The sequence below is a fragment of the Streptomyces sp. NPDC048481 genome (assembly GCF_043200075.1).
In the GTDB taxonomy this organism is placed as follows: domain Bacteria; phylum Actinomycetota; class Actinomycetes; order Streptomycetales; family Streptomycetaceae; genus Streptomyces.
This window is the reverse complement of record NZ_JBICXC010000007.1, coordinates 232,116-245,532: the sequence shown is the minus strand read 5'-3', so window position 1 is coordinate 245,532 and position 13,417 is coordinate 232,116. Positions and strand designations below refer to the sequence as shown.

Below are 13,417 nucleotides of genomic sequence, written 5' to 3'. Positions count from 1 at the left end.
CGCTCAGGACGCCAGGGTCGTCAGCAGACGTTGCAGCGATCCGCCGAGTCCCCAGCGCTGCGCCAGCGCCTCCAGTGTCGCCCCGTCCCGCGACGCACGCGGCAGTGCGGTCGTCACCTCCGGCAGGGGCACGTCGCCCGCGACCCTGACCACCTTCGGCGCAACCGCCACGTACGGCCGGGCCTCGTCCAGCCGCTTGCGCTGCGACGGCGTCAGCCTGGCTTCGCGGTCGTCGACGGCCGCCATGATCCCGGCCAGGTCGCCGAACTCGGCCAGCAGCTTGGCCGCGGTCTTCTCCCCGATGCCCGGCACGCCCGGCAGCCCGTCGCTCGGGTCGCCGCGCAGCAGCGCCAGGTCGGCGTACCCGGGGCCGTCGACGCCGTACTTCTCACGCAGCCACGCCTCGTCCGTGACCTGGAGCGTCCCGACGCCCTTGAGCGGGTACAGCACGCGCACCCCGCGCGCGTCGTCCACCAGCTGGTACAGGTCGCGGTCTCCGGTGACGATGTCCACCGGGCCCTCGGCGATCGCGGTGAACGTGCCGATCACGTCGTCCGCCTCGTAGCCCGCGACGCCCACGCGCGCGATGCCGAGCGCGTCCAGGACCGCCTCGATGACCGGCACCTGCGGCGAGAGCGTGTCCGGCACCTCCTCCTCGTCCGGTCCGCCCGCGCGCTCCTCGGCGACCCGGTGCGCCTTGTAGGAGGGGATCAGGTCCACCCGCCACTGGGGCCGCCAGTCGGCGTCCATGCAGGCGACGAGCTCGTCCGGCCGGTGGTCCTTCACCAGCCGGTCGATGAAGTCCAGCAGCCCGCGCACGGCGTTCACCGGGGTGCCGTCCGGCGCCCGCACGGAGTCCGGGACGCCGAAGTAGGCGCGGAAGTAGAGCGAGGCGGTGTCGAGGAGCATCAGTCGTCCGGTCACCCCACGCATCATGCCGCACACGCGCACGCGTGACGGCCGTGCATTCACTCCCGCGGCAGACGCGAACGTCCGGCGCGCCTTCTGTGAACCGAGCCACTCATGCGTTTGCCCCCGGCCGGCCAGGGCAGGAGCCGCCGCGGAGCGGGGCGGGTCACCCCGTCGGTCGTTCGCGGTCGCCCACTGCTCCGGTCCCGTCCCCCACCGAGAGGCACACGTGTCATCCAGGCCGGAGGCCGAGCGTCTGCACAAGGTGTTCGGCAGACGACCGGAGCGGGCCGTCGAGCGGCTCCGCGCGGGAGCCGACCGTGCGGAGCTGCGCGCGCAGGGCGCCACGGCCGGCATCGTCGACGCGTCCTTCACGGTGCGGCCGGGAAGTGGCTCAAGGACGTCCGGATGACCGAGGACCGGCTCACCGGTCTGGAGGCGCTGATCCCGAAGGCCGGCAAGGGCAGGGAGCAGGACGAGGTCCGGACCTCGCTGAAGGACAACCCCGCTCGTCGACCGGTGGGTACCGGTCGCCGGCTCGGGGAAGGAGAGCCGGGCGGCGCGGTGACCTGACAGCACCGCGGCCGTCCGCCGAGGGGCGGGCGCCGGCGCACGGCCTCACGGCCCGCGCCGGGGCCCGTCCCTCACGCCGTCCGGACCCCCTCCCGGCCCCCCAGGCGCGCACCTGTCCGGCAGCCCGGCACGCACGCGTGCCGCGATCCGAGGGGCCCGCGCGTGGGCGGCCCGACGGGAGGAATTCGGCCAACCACGCAGAGCTACACTCATCCCCGAGCCGGTCCGCCGGTGACGCCGGGGACGGGCGGGAACACCGGGGGCCGCTCGCGCATTGAACCGGAGAACGGGAGACCCGCGCCGCACCCGCCGCTTCCGGGCCCGGAGCGACTGGCGTGAACTGTGGGGTCCCGTGTCACCCCGTGTGTCCTCGATGTGACGGGCACATGAAACGGTTTGCCGAACATGCATAGGGTGCAGAGAACTCAGCAGTGACCTCGGCGCGGGACGTGCCCGAGGATTCGGTGGACACACGGCGTCGACGAGCGAAGGAGGGAGCCGGAGCGATGGGCGACCACAAAGAACAGCCCCTGCGGGTGGGCGCGGCCGTGCGCCGCCGGCGCCGCTCCCTGGAGCTGACCCTCGCCGTCGTGGCCGAGCGCAGCGGCCTGTCGGTGCCCTTCCTGAGCCAGATCGAGAACGACCGCGCGCGGCCCAGCACCGGTTCCCTGGAGAAGGTCGCCGACGCGCTGCGCACCACCGCGGTCGAGCTCCTCGCCGCCGCCGATCCGGCGTGCAGCGTGGACGTCGTGCGGGCCGAGGTCGTCGAGGCCGCCGGACAGCTCCCCGGGCAGACGCCCGACGCGGAGCCCCGCTCCCGTTCCCTGGTGCGCGGGCACCACCAGATGCACGCCTCCGAGTTCACCGGCGACCACGACGCCGGCCGCGAGTTCCAGTACCGCAACGACCAGTTGATGTACGTCGCCGACGGGGCGGTGGAGATCGAGGCGGAGGGCCGCGCCTACCGCCTCGGCCGCGGCGACACCCTGTACCTCACCGGCGGCGTCCGCCACCGCTGGCGGGCGACCGTGGCCGACACCCGCGTGGTCGTCGTCGCCGTCGCCGAGCACATCGAGGCGGTCCGCGACCGGGACCGGGGACGGAAGCGGTAGTGCGGGTCGTCTCCCTGGTGCCGTCGCTCACCGAGGCCGTCGCCGTGACCGTGCCGGGCGCCCTGGTCGGGGCCACCGACTGGTGCAGCCACCCGGCAGGCCTCGACGTCACCCGGATCGGCGGCACGAAGAACCCCGACGTCGAGCAAATCGTCGCGCTCGCCCCCGACCTGGTGATCGCCAACGAGGAGGAGAACCGGGAGCCCGACCTGACCGCCCTGCGGGCGGCCGGGCTGCGGGTCCTGGTCACGGAGGTCCGCGACGTCCCGCAGGCCTTCCGTGAGCTGGCGCGGGTCCTCGACGCCTGCGGCGGGCCGTCCCGGCCGGACTGGCTGGCGCGCGCCGAACGGGCCTGGGCGGCGCCGCAGCCGCTCGCCGGACGCCGTACGGCCGTCGTGCCGATCTGGCGCCGCCCCTGGATGGTGCTGGGCCGGGACACCTTCGCGGGCGACGTGCTGGCCCGCCTCGGCGTCGACCACCTCCACGCCGCTCACGCCGAGCGCTATCCGCGCGTCCCGGTCGAGGATCTGCGGGCGGCCGCGCCGGACCTCGTCGTGCTGCCGGACGAGCCGTACCGCTTCACCGCCGACGACGGCCCCGAGGCCTTCCCCGGAGTGCCGTGCGCGCTGGTCAGCGGACGGCACCTGACGTGGTACGGACCGTCGCTCGCGGAGGCTCCGCGGGCGCTGGGCGAGGCGCTGCGAGCAGCTCACCGCTGAGCAGCCCGCGCACGGTGTGCCGGGCGGCGACGCCCCAGGCGGCGACCAGCAGCAGGTACAGCGCGCAGGCGAGCACGTCGAAGGCGACCAGCCCGGTGTGCCGGGCCAGCACCGCCGTCCCGGTCACACAGGTGCCGACCGGGAAGGTGAACGCCCACCACGTCATCGTGAAGCCCATCCCGTGCCGGCGGGCCCGCGCCACATGGGCGCCGGCCAGGCACAGCCACAACAGCGCGAAGCCCATGACCGGCACCCCGTACAGCACGGCGAGACCGCCGAGCCCCGCGAGGCCGTGGCCGTCCGCTCCCGGCACCACCACCGGAGCGGCCTCGGCGAACCTCCCGACGGCGGTCGTCGACTGTCCGAGGGGGCCCAGCACGAGGAACAGGGCGGGGGTGAGCGCGAGGGGCAGCGGCCCGCCGGTCAGCAGCCGCGCGAACACCAGCGGCAGCATGACGAAGGTGGCCAGCAGACTCAGCCCGAACATGGCGAGGCACGCGTACAGCAGCGTCAGCCGCGGCTGCCCGGCCGGCAGGAACGGCGCCAGCGACGGGCCGAGCGCCGCGGACACCATCGGCGCGACCAGCGGCAGCAGCCACACCGGCGTGGCCTGTGAGACCGTCACCCGATGCCGCACGGCCATCAGGTACGGCACGGCGACGGCGGCCGCGAGGGCGACGACCGTGCCGACGGTGAACAGCACGGCGTCCACGGCGAGCGCGGCGTCGACGCCGATCCAGTCCCGGCCGACCGCGAGCGTGCCGCCGCCGACGGCGAGCAGCGCCATCGCGAGACAGCCGTAGAACGGGGCCGCCGCCGGGTCGAGGAGGTGCGCGCGGGCCTGGTCGCGGTGGTGGCGCCAGTGCAGCGCGCGGGCGGCGAGCAGCGCCGCCAACAGGGTCACGGAGAGCGCCCAGAATCCCGTGCACAGCGGCCGCAGTCCCGGCGCCCGCACCGGCAGGGCGACGCCCGCGGTGGCGACGATGGCGGTGCCCATGACCGTGGCGTACCAGTTCGGTCCGAGGTGACGGACGGCGTCGGTGCGCGGACGGGGCAGGACGGACGGGGGCTGGGCGACGGTGACCATGCCTCCACGTTCGCCCGGGAACGGGTCCGCGACCAGGGAGGATGTCTCTATGGGGGCATAAGCTGGGCTTATGGGCAGTGTGGAGGAAGAGCGGCTGGACGGCGCCGGTTCGATCGCGCACCGGGTCCCGGACCTGGGCGCGCTGGAGCTGCTGCTGGCGGTGGCGCGGCTGGGCAGCCTGGGCGCGGCCGCGCGGGAGCTGGGCATCACCCAGCCCGCCGCGAGCAGCCGGATCCGCTCCATGGAGCGCCAGCTGGGCGTGGCGCTGGTGGACCGCTCGCCGCGCGGCTCCCGGCTCACCGACGCGGGCGCGCTGGTGACGGACTGGGCGGGGCGGATCGTCGAGGCGGCACGGGCCTTCGACGCGGGAGCGCGGGCGCTGCGGGACCGGCGGGATTCGCGTCTGCGGGTCGCGGCCAGCATGACGATCGCCGAGTACCTGCTGCCCGGCTGGCTGCTCGCGCTGCACGCCCGGCGGCCGGACACGGCGGTGTCGCTGCTCGCGGGCAACTCGGCGGCCGTCGCCGAGCGGCTGCTGGCGGGGGAGGCGGACCTCGGGTTCGTGGAGGGGCTCACGGCGCCGGCCGGACTGGACTCCACCGTGATCGCGCACGACCGTCTCGTGGTCGTCGTGGCGCTCGGCCACCCGTGGGCCCGCCGCCGCCGGCCGCTGGACGCCGCCGAGCTGGCTTCGACGCCGCTGATCCTGCGGGAGAAGGGGTCGGGCACCCGGCAGGTCCTCGACACGGCCCTGGGCGGTCTGGCCCGCCCGCTGATCGAGCTGTCGTCGACGACGGCGGTGAAGGCGGCGGCGGTGAGCGGGGCGGGCCCGGCGGTGCTGAGCGAACTCGCCGTGGGCGAGGAGCTGGCGCTGCGGCGGCTGGTGGCGATTGCGGTGGACGGGGTCCCGCTGGCCCGGGACCTGCGCGCCGTGTGGCCCACCGGGCACCGCCCCGCCGGCCCGGCGCGGGAACTCCTGACCCTGACCCGCGGCTGAGCCCCGGAACCGAGCCCTGAAGCCGAGCGTGGGGGCCGAGCGCCGGAGCGGCCGGCGAGCCCTGAAGCCGAGCGCGGGGGCCGAGCGCCGGAGCGGCCGGCGGCGGCCCTCAGCGGGTGGGGGGCGTGTGCCGGGCGGCGGAGCAGGAGGCGGCGGCGGTGACGAGGGCGCGCATCACCCGGACGTCCTCGCCCATCTCCGGATGCCACTGCACCCCGAGCACCCACCCGTCGGACGACGGCAGCTCGACGGCCTCCACGGTGCCGTCCGCCGCGTGCGCCGACGCGACGAGCCCCGCGCCCAGACCGTCCACCGCCTGGTGGTGATAGGCGGGGACGGAGGCCCGCTCCGGGACCAGAGCGGCGTAGAGCGTGCCCGGGACCGGCTCGACCGGATGGCGGCCGACGACGCCCACGGCCTCCAGGTGCCCGTCGAGGTGCTGGGTCAGGGTGCCGCCGAGGGCGACGTTCAGGAGCTGCATGCCGCGGCAGACGCCGAGCAGCGGCAGGCCGGCCGCCAGCGCCGCGTCGATCAGGGCCAGCTCCCAGGCGTCGCGCTCCGGCGCCGGCGGCCCGGTGCGGGGATCGCGCTGCGCGCCGTACCGGACGGGGTCGACGTCGGGGCCGCCCGCGATCACCAGGGCGTCGACGCGGGCCACGGCCGCCGCTGCGTGGGCGGGCGCGTCCGGCGGAAGCATCGCGGCCAGTCCGCCGGCCCGCTGCACGAGCCGCGGATACCCGGCGGGCAGGAGTGCCGCGTCCAGCTCCCACACGCCCCAGCGCGCGCCCGGCTCCAGATACGTGCTGACGCCGATCAGCGGCCTGCCGCCCGCCGCCCCGCCGGTCCCGGACGCCGTCGCCCGCGCCGTAGTCGTCATGTGTCCCTCCGGCCGTTCAATGGACCGCCTTCATACCATTGTGCGATCCCTTCGTGGGCGCGCCTCAGGTGAGGAAGCCCCGGAGCAGGGCCGCCGTCCCGGCGCAGTGCTCCCGCATCATCTCCCGCGCGCCGTCCGCGTCGCCGTCCAGCACCGCCTCCACCAGCGCCGCGTGCTGGCGCTGGGAGTGCTCCAGATTGCGCACGAGGAGCGGTATGCAGTCCAGCAGCCCGTTCACGGTGGCCCGCACCGACGCGTACTGCGCGGTCAGCGAGGGCGAGCCGCACAGCTCGGCCAGGGTCAGGTGGAGCAGCGTGTCGCGGCGCCGGTACTCGGCCAGCGGGGCGTCCGCCGTGCCGGCCAGGGCCTCGCGCAGCCGCTGCGCCCGCTCGCCGCTCAGACCGTGTGCGGCGCACAGTCCCGCCGCGCCCACCTCCAGCACCTCCCGGAAGCGCAGCACGTCCTCGATGTCCGTCCCCGCGACGCGCCGCCGCAGCTCGTCCTCGCCGCCCGCGTCCGTGCGCGGCAGCACGAACGTGCCGCCGTAGCGGCCCCGGCGGGCCTCCACCAGGTCCTGGTCCTGGAGGACCCTGAGCACCTCGCGCAGCGTCACCCGGCTGACGCCGAGCCGCTCCGCCAGCACCCGCTCGGCCGGCAGCCGTTCGCCCTCCGCCACCAGACCCAGCCGGAGGACCTGAAGGATCTGCTCCAGCGCCTCCTCGAAGCCGTTGCCGGCCCGCACCGGCCGCAGGACCGGGGCCAGCCGGTCGTCCGGTCCGCCGTCAGCACTCACCGCCATCAGGCCGCGCCCCCTTCCCAAGCAATGGTTCTCGGCAATACCTTATGGCCACCGGTCGCGGGCCGACCCGCAGAAGGCGACAGAAGCCAGGACAGCCAGTAAGCCAGGACAGCCAGGAAGCCTGAGGAGGCCCTCCCGTGGCAGACCGCACACCCCCGCTCGCCGTCGAGGAACTGCGCGCCCTCGTCGCGGGCGGCGAGATCGACACCGTCGTCCTCGCCTTCCCCGACATGCAGGGGCGGCTCCAGGGCAAGCGGTTCGCCGCCGGCTTCTTCCTCGGCGAGGTCCTCCCGCACGGCACCGAGGGCTGCAACTACCTCCTCGCCGTCGACACCGACATGAACACCGTCGACGGCTACGCCATGTCCTCCTGGGACAGCGGCTACGGCGACTTCGCCATGCGTCCCGACCTCGCCACCCTGCGGCGCGTGCCCTGGAACGCCGGCACCGCGATGCTCATCGCCGACCTGGCCTGGCACGACGGCTCGCCTGTGACCGCCGCCCCGCGCCAGATCCTGCGCCGCCAGCTGGAGCGCCTGGCCGGGCACGGCCTCACCGCACAGGTCGGCACCGAGCTGGAGTTCATCGTCTTCAAGGACAGCTACGAGGCCGCCTGGGACGCGAACTACCGGGGCCTCACCCCGGCCAACCAGTACAACGTCGACTACTCGGTGCTCGGCACCGGCCGCGTCGAACCGCTGCTGCGCCGCATCCGCAACGAGATGGCCGGGGCCGGGCTCACCGTCGAGTCCGCCAAGGGCGAGTGCAACCCCGGCCAGCACGAGATCGCGTTCCGCTACGACGAGGCCCTCGTCACCTGCGACCAGCACGCGATCTACAAGACCGGCGCCAAGGAGATCGCCGCCCAGGAGGGCGTCTCGCTGACCTTCATGGCCAAGTACAACGAGCGCGAGGGCAACTCCTGCCACATCCATCTCTCGCTCACCGACGCCGACGGCGCCAACGTCATGGCCGGCGCGGCCGGCGACCCGGACGGCATGTCACCGACCATGCGCCACTTCCTCGCCGGACAACTCGCCGCCTTGCGCGACTTCTCCCTGCTCTACGCCCCCAACATCAACTCCTACAAGCGGTTCCAGCCCGGCTCCTTCGCCCCGACCGCCGTCGCCTGGGGACACGACAACCGCACCTGCGCGCTGCGGGTCGTCGGCCACGGCCGCTCCATGCGCTTCGAGAACAGGCTGCCGGGCGGCGACGTCAACCCGCACCTCGCCGTCGCCGGACTGATCGCCGCGGGCCTGCACGGCGTCGAGCGGAAACTCGAACTGCCCGAGGCCTGCGCCGGCAACGCCTACACCGCCGACTACGCGCACGTGCCCACCACCCTGCGCGAGGCCGCCGCACTCTGGGAGAACAGCCCGATCGCACGGGACGCCTTCGGAGAGGAGGTCGTCGCCCACTACCGCAACATGGCACGCGTCGAGCTGGCCGCCTTCGACGCCGCGGTCACCGACTGGGAACTGCGCCGCTCCTTCGAACGCCTCTGAAAGGACCCGACGTGTCCCACCCGCACCCGCAGTCCACCGGCGAACAGCCCCCGACCGGGCCGTTCCCGCACGAACTGACCGTCCTCGACCCGGCCACCGAGGCCGTCGTCGCCACCGTGCCGGCCGCCTCCCCGGCCGACGTCGACCGCGCCGTCACCCGCGCGGGCGCCGCCCAGGCCCGCTGGGCCGCCGCGGCCCCCGCCGACCGCGCCCGGCTGCTGCGCCGCTTCGCCGACGCCGTCGACGCCCACCGGGAGGAACTGGCCCTGCTGGAGGTCCGCGAGGCCGGCCATCTGCTCGGCAACGCCCGCTGGGAGGCCGGCAACGCCCGCGACCTGCTCCTCTACGCGGCCGGCGGCGTGGAACGGCTCCTGGGCCGCCAGATCCCCGCCCCCGGCGGCTGGAACGTCACCTTCCACGAGCCCCTCGGCGTGGTCGGCGTGATCGCCCCCTGGAACTTCCCCATGCCGATCGCCGCCTGGGGCTCCTTCCCCGCCCTCGCCGCGGGCAACGCCGTCGTCCTCAAACCCGCCGAGACCACCCCTCTCACCGCCCTGCGCCTGGCCGAACTGGCCCTGGACGCGGGCCTGCCCGAACACCTCTTCCAGGTGCTGCCCGGCCACGGCGCGGTCACCGGACGGGCGCTCGTCGACCACCCCGGCATCGCGAAGATCGTGTTCACCGGCTCCACCCGCACCGGCCGCGAGGTGATGCGGCGCTGCGCCGAACTGATCAAGCCCGTCACCCTCGAACTCGGCGGCAAGAGCCCCAACGTCGTCTTCGCCGACGCCGACCTGAAGGCCGCCGTCGACCCCTTCTCGTTCCTCGACAACTCCGGCCAGGACTGCTGCGCCCGCACCCGCATCCTCGTCCAGGAATCGGTGTACGACGAGGTCGCCGACCACCTCGCGCGCGAACTGGCCGCCGTCGTGGTCGGCGATCCGGCCGACGAGGCCACGCAGATGGGGCCGCTGATCTCCCGTCAGCAGGTCGACCGCGTACGGTCGTTCGTCCCCGACGACGCCGAGGCGCTGCGCGGCGGCGCGCCCGAGGGCCCCGGCTTCTGGTTCCCGCCGACCGTCCTCACCGGCGCCGCGTCCGACTCGCCCGCGGCCCGCGAGGAGATCTTCGGCCCCGTGGCCGTCCTGCTCCCCTTCACCGACGAGGCGGACGCGATCCGGCTCGCCAACGACACCCCCTACGGCCTCTCCGGCTCCGTCTGGACCCGGGACGTGGGCCGCGCGCTGCGCGTCTCGCAGGCCGTGCGCGCCGGGAACCTGTCCGTCAACTCCCACTCCAGCGTCCGCTACTGGACACCCTTCGGCGGCTACAAGCAGTCCGGCGTCGGCCGTGAGCTGGGTCCGGACGCCCTGACCGCCTTCACCGAGACCAAGAACGTCTTCATCAGCACGGAGGGCCCCGCACAGTGACCAGAGAGATCGTCTGCCGCCGGCTCGTCGGCCGCACCGCCGTCGTCACCGGAGCCGGCAGCGGCATCGGCCTCGCCACAGCCCACCGGCTCGCCGCCGAAGGGGCCCACGTGGTCTGCGGCGACGTCGACGAGACCCGCGGCAGGGCCGCCGCCGAGGAGGTCGGCGGACTCTTCGTGAAGGTCGACGTCACCGACCCCGACCAGGTCGAGGCGCTGTTCAAGGCCGCCCACGACACCTACGGCAGCGTCGACGTCGCGTTCAACAACGCCGGTATCTCCCCGCCCGACGACGACTCCATCCTGGAGACCGGCCTGGAGGCCTGGAAGCGGGTCCAGGAGGTCAACCTGACCTCCGTCTACCTGTGCTGCAAGGCCGCCATCCCCTACATGCGGCGCCAGGGCCGGGGCTCCATCATCAACACGGCGTCGTTCGTGGCGAGGATGGGCGCGGCGACCTCGCAGATCTCGTACACGGCGTCCAAGGGCGGCGTGCTGGCCATGTCCCGCGAACTCGGCGTGCAGTTCGCGCGGGAGGGCATCCGCGTCAACGCCCTGTGCCCCGGACCGGTCAACACCCCCTTGTTGCAGGAGCTGTTCGCCAAGGACCCGGAGCGGGCCGCCCGCCGCCTGGTCCACATCCCGGTGGGCCGGTTCGCCGAGGCCGAGGAGATCGCCGCCGCCGTCGCCTTCCTGGCCAGCGACGACTCCTCCTTCGTCAACGCGACCGACTTCCTGGTGGACGGCGGGATCTCCGGCGCCTACGTGACGCCGCTGTAGTCGGCGCGCCGCCGGGTCACAGGAACGTCCGGCCCTCGCCCCGGTAGGTCGGCACGGTCGCCGTCACCGACTCGCCCTCGACGAGGTGCAGTTCGTCGAACCGCTCGCACAGTTCACCGGCCTTCGCGTGCCGGAACCACACCTTGTCGCCGATCAGCAGATCGTCGGCGGGGGAGCCGATGAGCGGGGTCTGCACCTCGCCGGGGCCCTCCTGGGGGTCGTACCGCAGTCCCTCGGGCAGATACGGCACGGGCAGCCGGTCGGGCCCGGCGGCGCCGGAGGCGGGATACCCGCCGCCCAGCACGGTCACGATCCCCACCCCGGGCCGCCGCACGACGGGCTGCGCGAACAGCGCGGCCGGACGCCCGCTGAACGACGTGTAGTTGTCGAACAGACGCGGCACGTACAGCCCCGACCCGGCCGCGATCTCCGTGACGGCGTCCTCGGCCGCCGTGTGCTGCACACTGCCGGTGCCGCCGCCGTTGACGAACTCCAGGTCCGGGGCGACGGCCCGCACCGCGCGCACCACCGCCGCGCGCCGCTCGGCGAGCTCGCGCCGCGCGGTGGCCTGCATCAGCCGGATCGCCCGGGAACGCAGGGGCCGCCCCGCGAGGGAGTCGCCCACCCCGGCGATGTGCCCCTCGTACGCCATGATCCCGACGAGCGCGAACCCGGGCCGCCGGGACACCGCCCTCGCGACGTCCGCCACCTGGGCGGGGGAGTGCAGCGGGGAGCGCAGCGCCCCGACCCGCAGCCGCCCGCCGAGCAGCTTCAGCGACGTGTCCAACTCCAGGCAGACGCGGACCACTTCGGTTCCCTCGCCGCGCGCCGCGTCGATCAGGTCCAGCTGGGCGACGTCGTCGATCATGACGGTGACCGCCGCGGCCAGCTTGGGATCGGCGGCCAGCTCGGCGAACCCGGCACGGTCGGCCGACGGATAGGCCAGCAGGACGTCCTCGAAGCCCGAGCGGGCCAGCCACAGGGACTCGGCCAGGGTGAACGACATGATCCCGGCGAAGCCGTCCCTGGCCAGGACGCGTTCCAGCAGCGCCCGGCAGCGCACCGACTTGCTGGCGACGCGGATCGGCTTGCCCCCGGCCCGGCGGACCAGGTCGTCGGCGTTGGCGTCGAAGGCCTCCAGGTCCACGAGGGCGAGGGGGGCGTCGAGATGGGCGGTGGCCCGGTCGTAACGGGCCCGGTCGGCGGCGCGCGCAGTCATGGACGCAGCCTGCCAGACAGGATTACCGCAGGGTAGGGGGACGTTCCGGGCAGAAGCCCCCGGCGGCCCGGACGGGTTCCCGTTTGCCGGGCGACAAGCCGTAGAGTGACGCGCACGCACGCAGGGACGGCTCCGGCCGGACGCCCGCGTCGGGATGCCGCTCCGCCTGTGCGGGTATGGCTGCCCGGAACGGACCGCCGCGTCCGCCCGGGCCGCGGGCGACGGGAACGACGGCCCGCGTACTGCAACGACGGCCCGCGGACGAGGAAACGGGGGGTGCATGAGCACGGAAGCACGCCGCGCCTCGGTCCCCCCGCGACCCGACGTGCCGCCCCAGCCCGGCGTCCCTCCGCGCCCGACGACTCCGCCCCGCCCGTCCCGGCCCCCGGCCCAGCCCCCGGCGGGTCCCACGCCTCCCGTGGGCCCGCCCCCCGCGGGCCCGGACAGCCCGCTGAACCCGGCGGGTCCGGCGAACCCGCCCCACCCCGCCGGCCCGTCGGACCCCGCGGCCGCCGCCGGCGCGGACGGTCTCGCGACGGGGCGCCCCGCGAGCGACGGCCGACCCGAGCGCGAGCCGGAACCCCGTCCGGCCCCCGGCCCGCAGGAACGCCACTTCACGTCCCGGACCGCTCCGCCCGCGGCCGGGCCGGCCACCGCCCCCCGCGAGCCCTCCACCGGTCCGGCGCACCCGCCGTCCGCCGAGGCCCGCGCGGACGACGGCGCCCCGGCCGCCTCCGGCACCGCCGGTCCCCCCTCCCGCACCGCCCCCCGCTTCGTCAGGCTGCGGGCCCAGCACACGGACGCCATGACCCCGCCCCCGCCGCCGCCCGCGTCGGCGCGCTTCCCGGACACCCCGCCCCGCCCGGGCCGTCCTGCCCCGGCCGTCCGGAGCGACGCCCCCGCAACGCCCGGACGCCCCGAGGAGCGCGCGCCCGCCCCGCGCCCCGGCCCGCCCCACGACTTCCGCCGCCCCCCGCGCCCCACCGGGCCGGCGTCCCGCCCCGCGCCCACGGATCCCGCCGACGCCTGCGCGCACGGGCCGCGCGGATCGTCGGCCGTGCCGGGTGCGCCCGAAACGGGTCAGGCGGCTCGCGGTGGTCCCGGAGCGAGCGGGGCCCGCCCTGCCGGCTCCGGGGTTTCCCGCCCCGCGGGACCGGACGACGCCCCCGCGCCGAGGCCGGCCGCAGACCACACCGCCGAGCGCGCCTGGTCGCCCCTGCCTCGCGGCTGGGTCCCCGCGCCCGGCCCGACCCGCCCCGAAACGCGGACGCAGGCCCGCACGCAGGGCCCCGGCGCCGAGCAGCGTGACGGTTCCCGGTCCGGCCCCGCCTGGGCGTCCGCCCCCGAGACGCGGACACCGGGCCGCACGCAGGGTCCGGCGGCCGAGCCGCGCGACGATTCCCGTCCG

The 13,417-nt window shown here is 75.4% G+C and carries 12 protein-coding genes and 1 pseudogene; 8 read left to right on the top strand and 5 right to left on the bottom strand.

All coding sequences use genetic code 11. The features are described 5' to 3' along the window. Positions 1-3: 3 nt before the first annotated feature. On the bottom strand, positions 4-933 hold the full coding sequence (locus tag ACGFSH_RS22535) for a 5'-3' exonuclease H3TH domain-containing protein (RefSeq protein ID WP_393351643.1): 930 nt from the start codon (positions 931-933) through the stop codon (positions 4-6). Between the two features lie 205 nt (positions 934-1,138). Here ACGFSH_RS22535 and ACGFSH_RS22530 point away from each other — a divergent pair. The 4 genes and pseudogenes from ACGFSH_RS22530 to ACGFSH_RS22515 all read left to right on the top strand — a co-directional run. Continuing rightward, a pseudogene (locus ACGFSH_RS22530) lies at positions 1,139-1,297 on the top strand (glycine/betaine ABC transporter ATP-binding protein); the annotation flags it as partial. Between the two features lie 20 nt (positions 1,298-1,317). Then, positions 1,318-1,482 carry a hypothetical protein gene (locus ACGFSH_RS22525; RefSeq protein WP_393351302.1) on the top strand — a complete coding sequence of 55 codons (165 nt, stop codon included), beginning with the start codon at positions 1,318-1,320 and terminating at the stop codon, positions 1,480-1,482. Positions 1,483-1,988: 506 nt separating this feature from the next. Next, positions 1,989-2,594, top strand: coding sequence for an XRE family transcriptional regulator (locus ACGFSH_RS22520; RefSeq protein WP_329408125.1), 606 nt, complete (start codon positions 1,989-1,991; stop codon positions 2,592-2,594). Continuing rightward, positions 2,594-3,313, top strand: coding sequence for a helical backbone metal receptor (locus ACGFSH_RS22515; protein ID WP_393351300.1), 720 nt, complete (start codon positions 2,594-2,596; stop codon positions 3,311-3,313). The genes ACGFSH_RS22520 and ACGFSH_RS22515 overlap by 1 nt, the downstream gene beginning before the upstream one ends. Here ACGFSH_RS22515 and ACGFSH_RS22510 read toward each other — a convergent pair. Next, positions 3,225-4,400: a TDT family transporter gene (locus ACGFSH_RS22510; RefSeq protein WP_393351298.1), complete on the bottom strand. Its 1,176-nt coding sequence runs from the start codon at positions 4,398-4,400 to the stop codon at positions 3,225-3,227. The two genes, ACGFSH_RS22515 and ACGFSH_RS22510, sit on opposite strands and share 89 nt — an antisense overlap. A gap of 70 nt (positions 4,401-4,470) precedes the next feature. Between ACGFSH_RS22510 and ACGFSH_RS22505 the strand changes: the two genes are divergently transcribed. Then, the gene (locus tag ACGFSH_RS22505) at positions 4,471-5,397 is read left to right on the top strand and encodes a LysR family transcriptional regulator (RefSeq protein WP_393351296.1); all 927 of its coding nucleotides are present in this window, start codon (positions 4,471-4,473) and stop codon (positions 5,395-5,397) included. 109 nt (positions 5,398-5,506) lie between these two features. Here ACGFSH_RS22505 and ACGFSH_RS22500 read toward each other — a convergent pair whose 3' ends face one another. Continuing rightward, entirely contained in the window at positions 5,507-6,274 is a 768-nt protein-coding gene (locus tag ACGFSH_RS22500) for a gamma-glutamyl-gamma-aminobutyrate hydrolase family protein (RefSeq protein ID WP_393351293.1), read from the bottom strand. A 64-nt stretch (positions 6,275-6,338) separates the two neighbouring features. Further along, positions 6,339-7,073 carry a FadR/GntR family transcriptional regulator gene (locus ACGFSH_RS22495; RefSeq protein ID WP_393351291.1) on the bottom strand — a complete coding sequence of 245 codons (735 nt, stop codon included), beginning with the start codon at positions 7,071-7,073 and terminating at the stop codon, positions 6,339-6,341. A 137-nt stretch (positions 7,074-7,210) separates the two neighbouring features. On the opposite strand from ACGFSH_RS22495, the gene ACGFSH_RS22490 reads away from it, so the two are divergent. From ACGFSH_RS22490 to ACGFSH_RS22480, 3 genes are all read left to right on the top strand, one after another. After that, positions 7,211-8,581 carry a glutamine synthetase family protein gene (locus ACGFSH_RS22490; protein WP_393351289.1) on the top strand — a complete coding sequence of 457 codons (1,371 nt, stop codon included), beginning with the start codon at positions 7,211-7,213 and terminating at the stop codon, positions 8,579-8,581. A gap of 74 nt (positions 8,582-8,655) precedes the next feature. Beyond that, positions 8,656-10,011, top strand: coding sequence for an aldehyde dehydrogenase family protein (locus tag ACGFSH_RS22485; protein WP_393351642.1), 1,356 nt, complete (start codon positions 8,656-8,658; stop codon positions 10,009-10,011). Continuing rightward, positions 10,008-10,790, top strand: coding sequence for a 3-oxoacyl-ACP reductase (locus ACGFSH_RS22480; RefSeq protein WP_393351287.1), 783 nt, complete (start codon positions 10,008-10,010; stop codon positions 10,788-10,790). Before ACGFSH_RS22485 ends, ACGFSH_RS22480 begins: the two co-directional genes overlap by 4 nt. A 16-nt stretch (positions 10,791-10,806) precedes the next feature. Here ACGFSH_RS22480 and ACGFSH_RS22475 read toward each other — a convergent pair whose 3' ends face one another. Beyond that, positions 10,807-12,009 carry an amino acid deaminase/aldolase gene (locus tag ACGFSH_RS22475; RefSeq protein ID WP_393351285.1) on the bottom strand — a complete coding sequence of 401 codons (1,203 nt, stop codon included), beginning with the start codon at positions 12,007-12,009 and terminating at the stop codon, positions 10,807-10,809. Between the last annotated feature and the right edge of the window lie 1,408 nt (positions 12,010-13,417).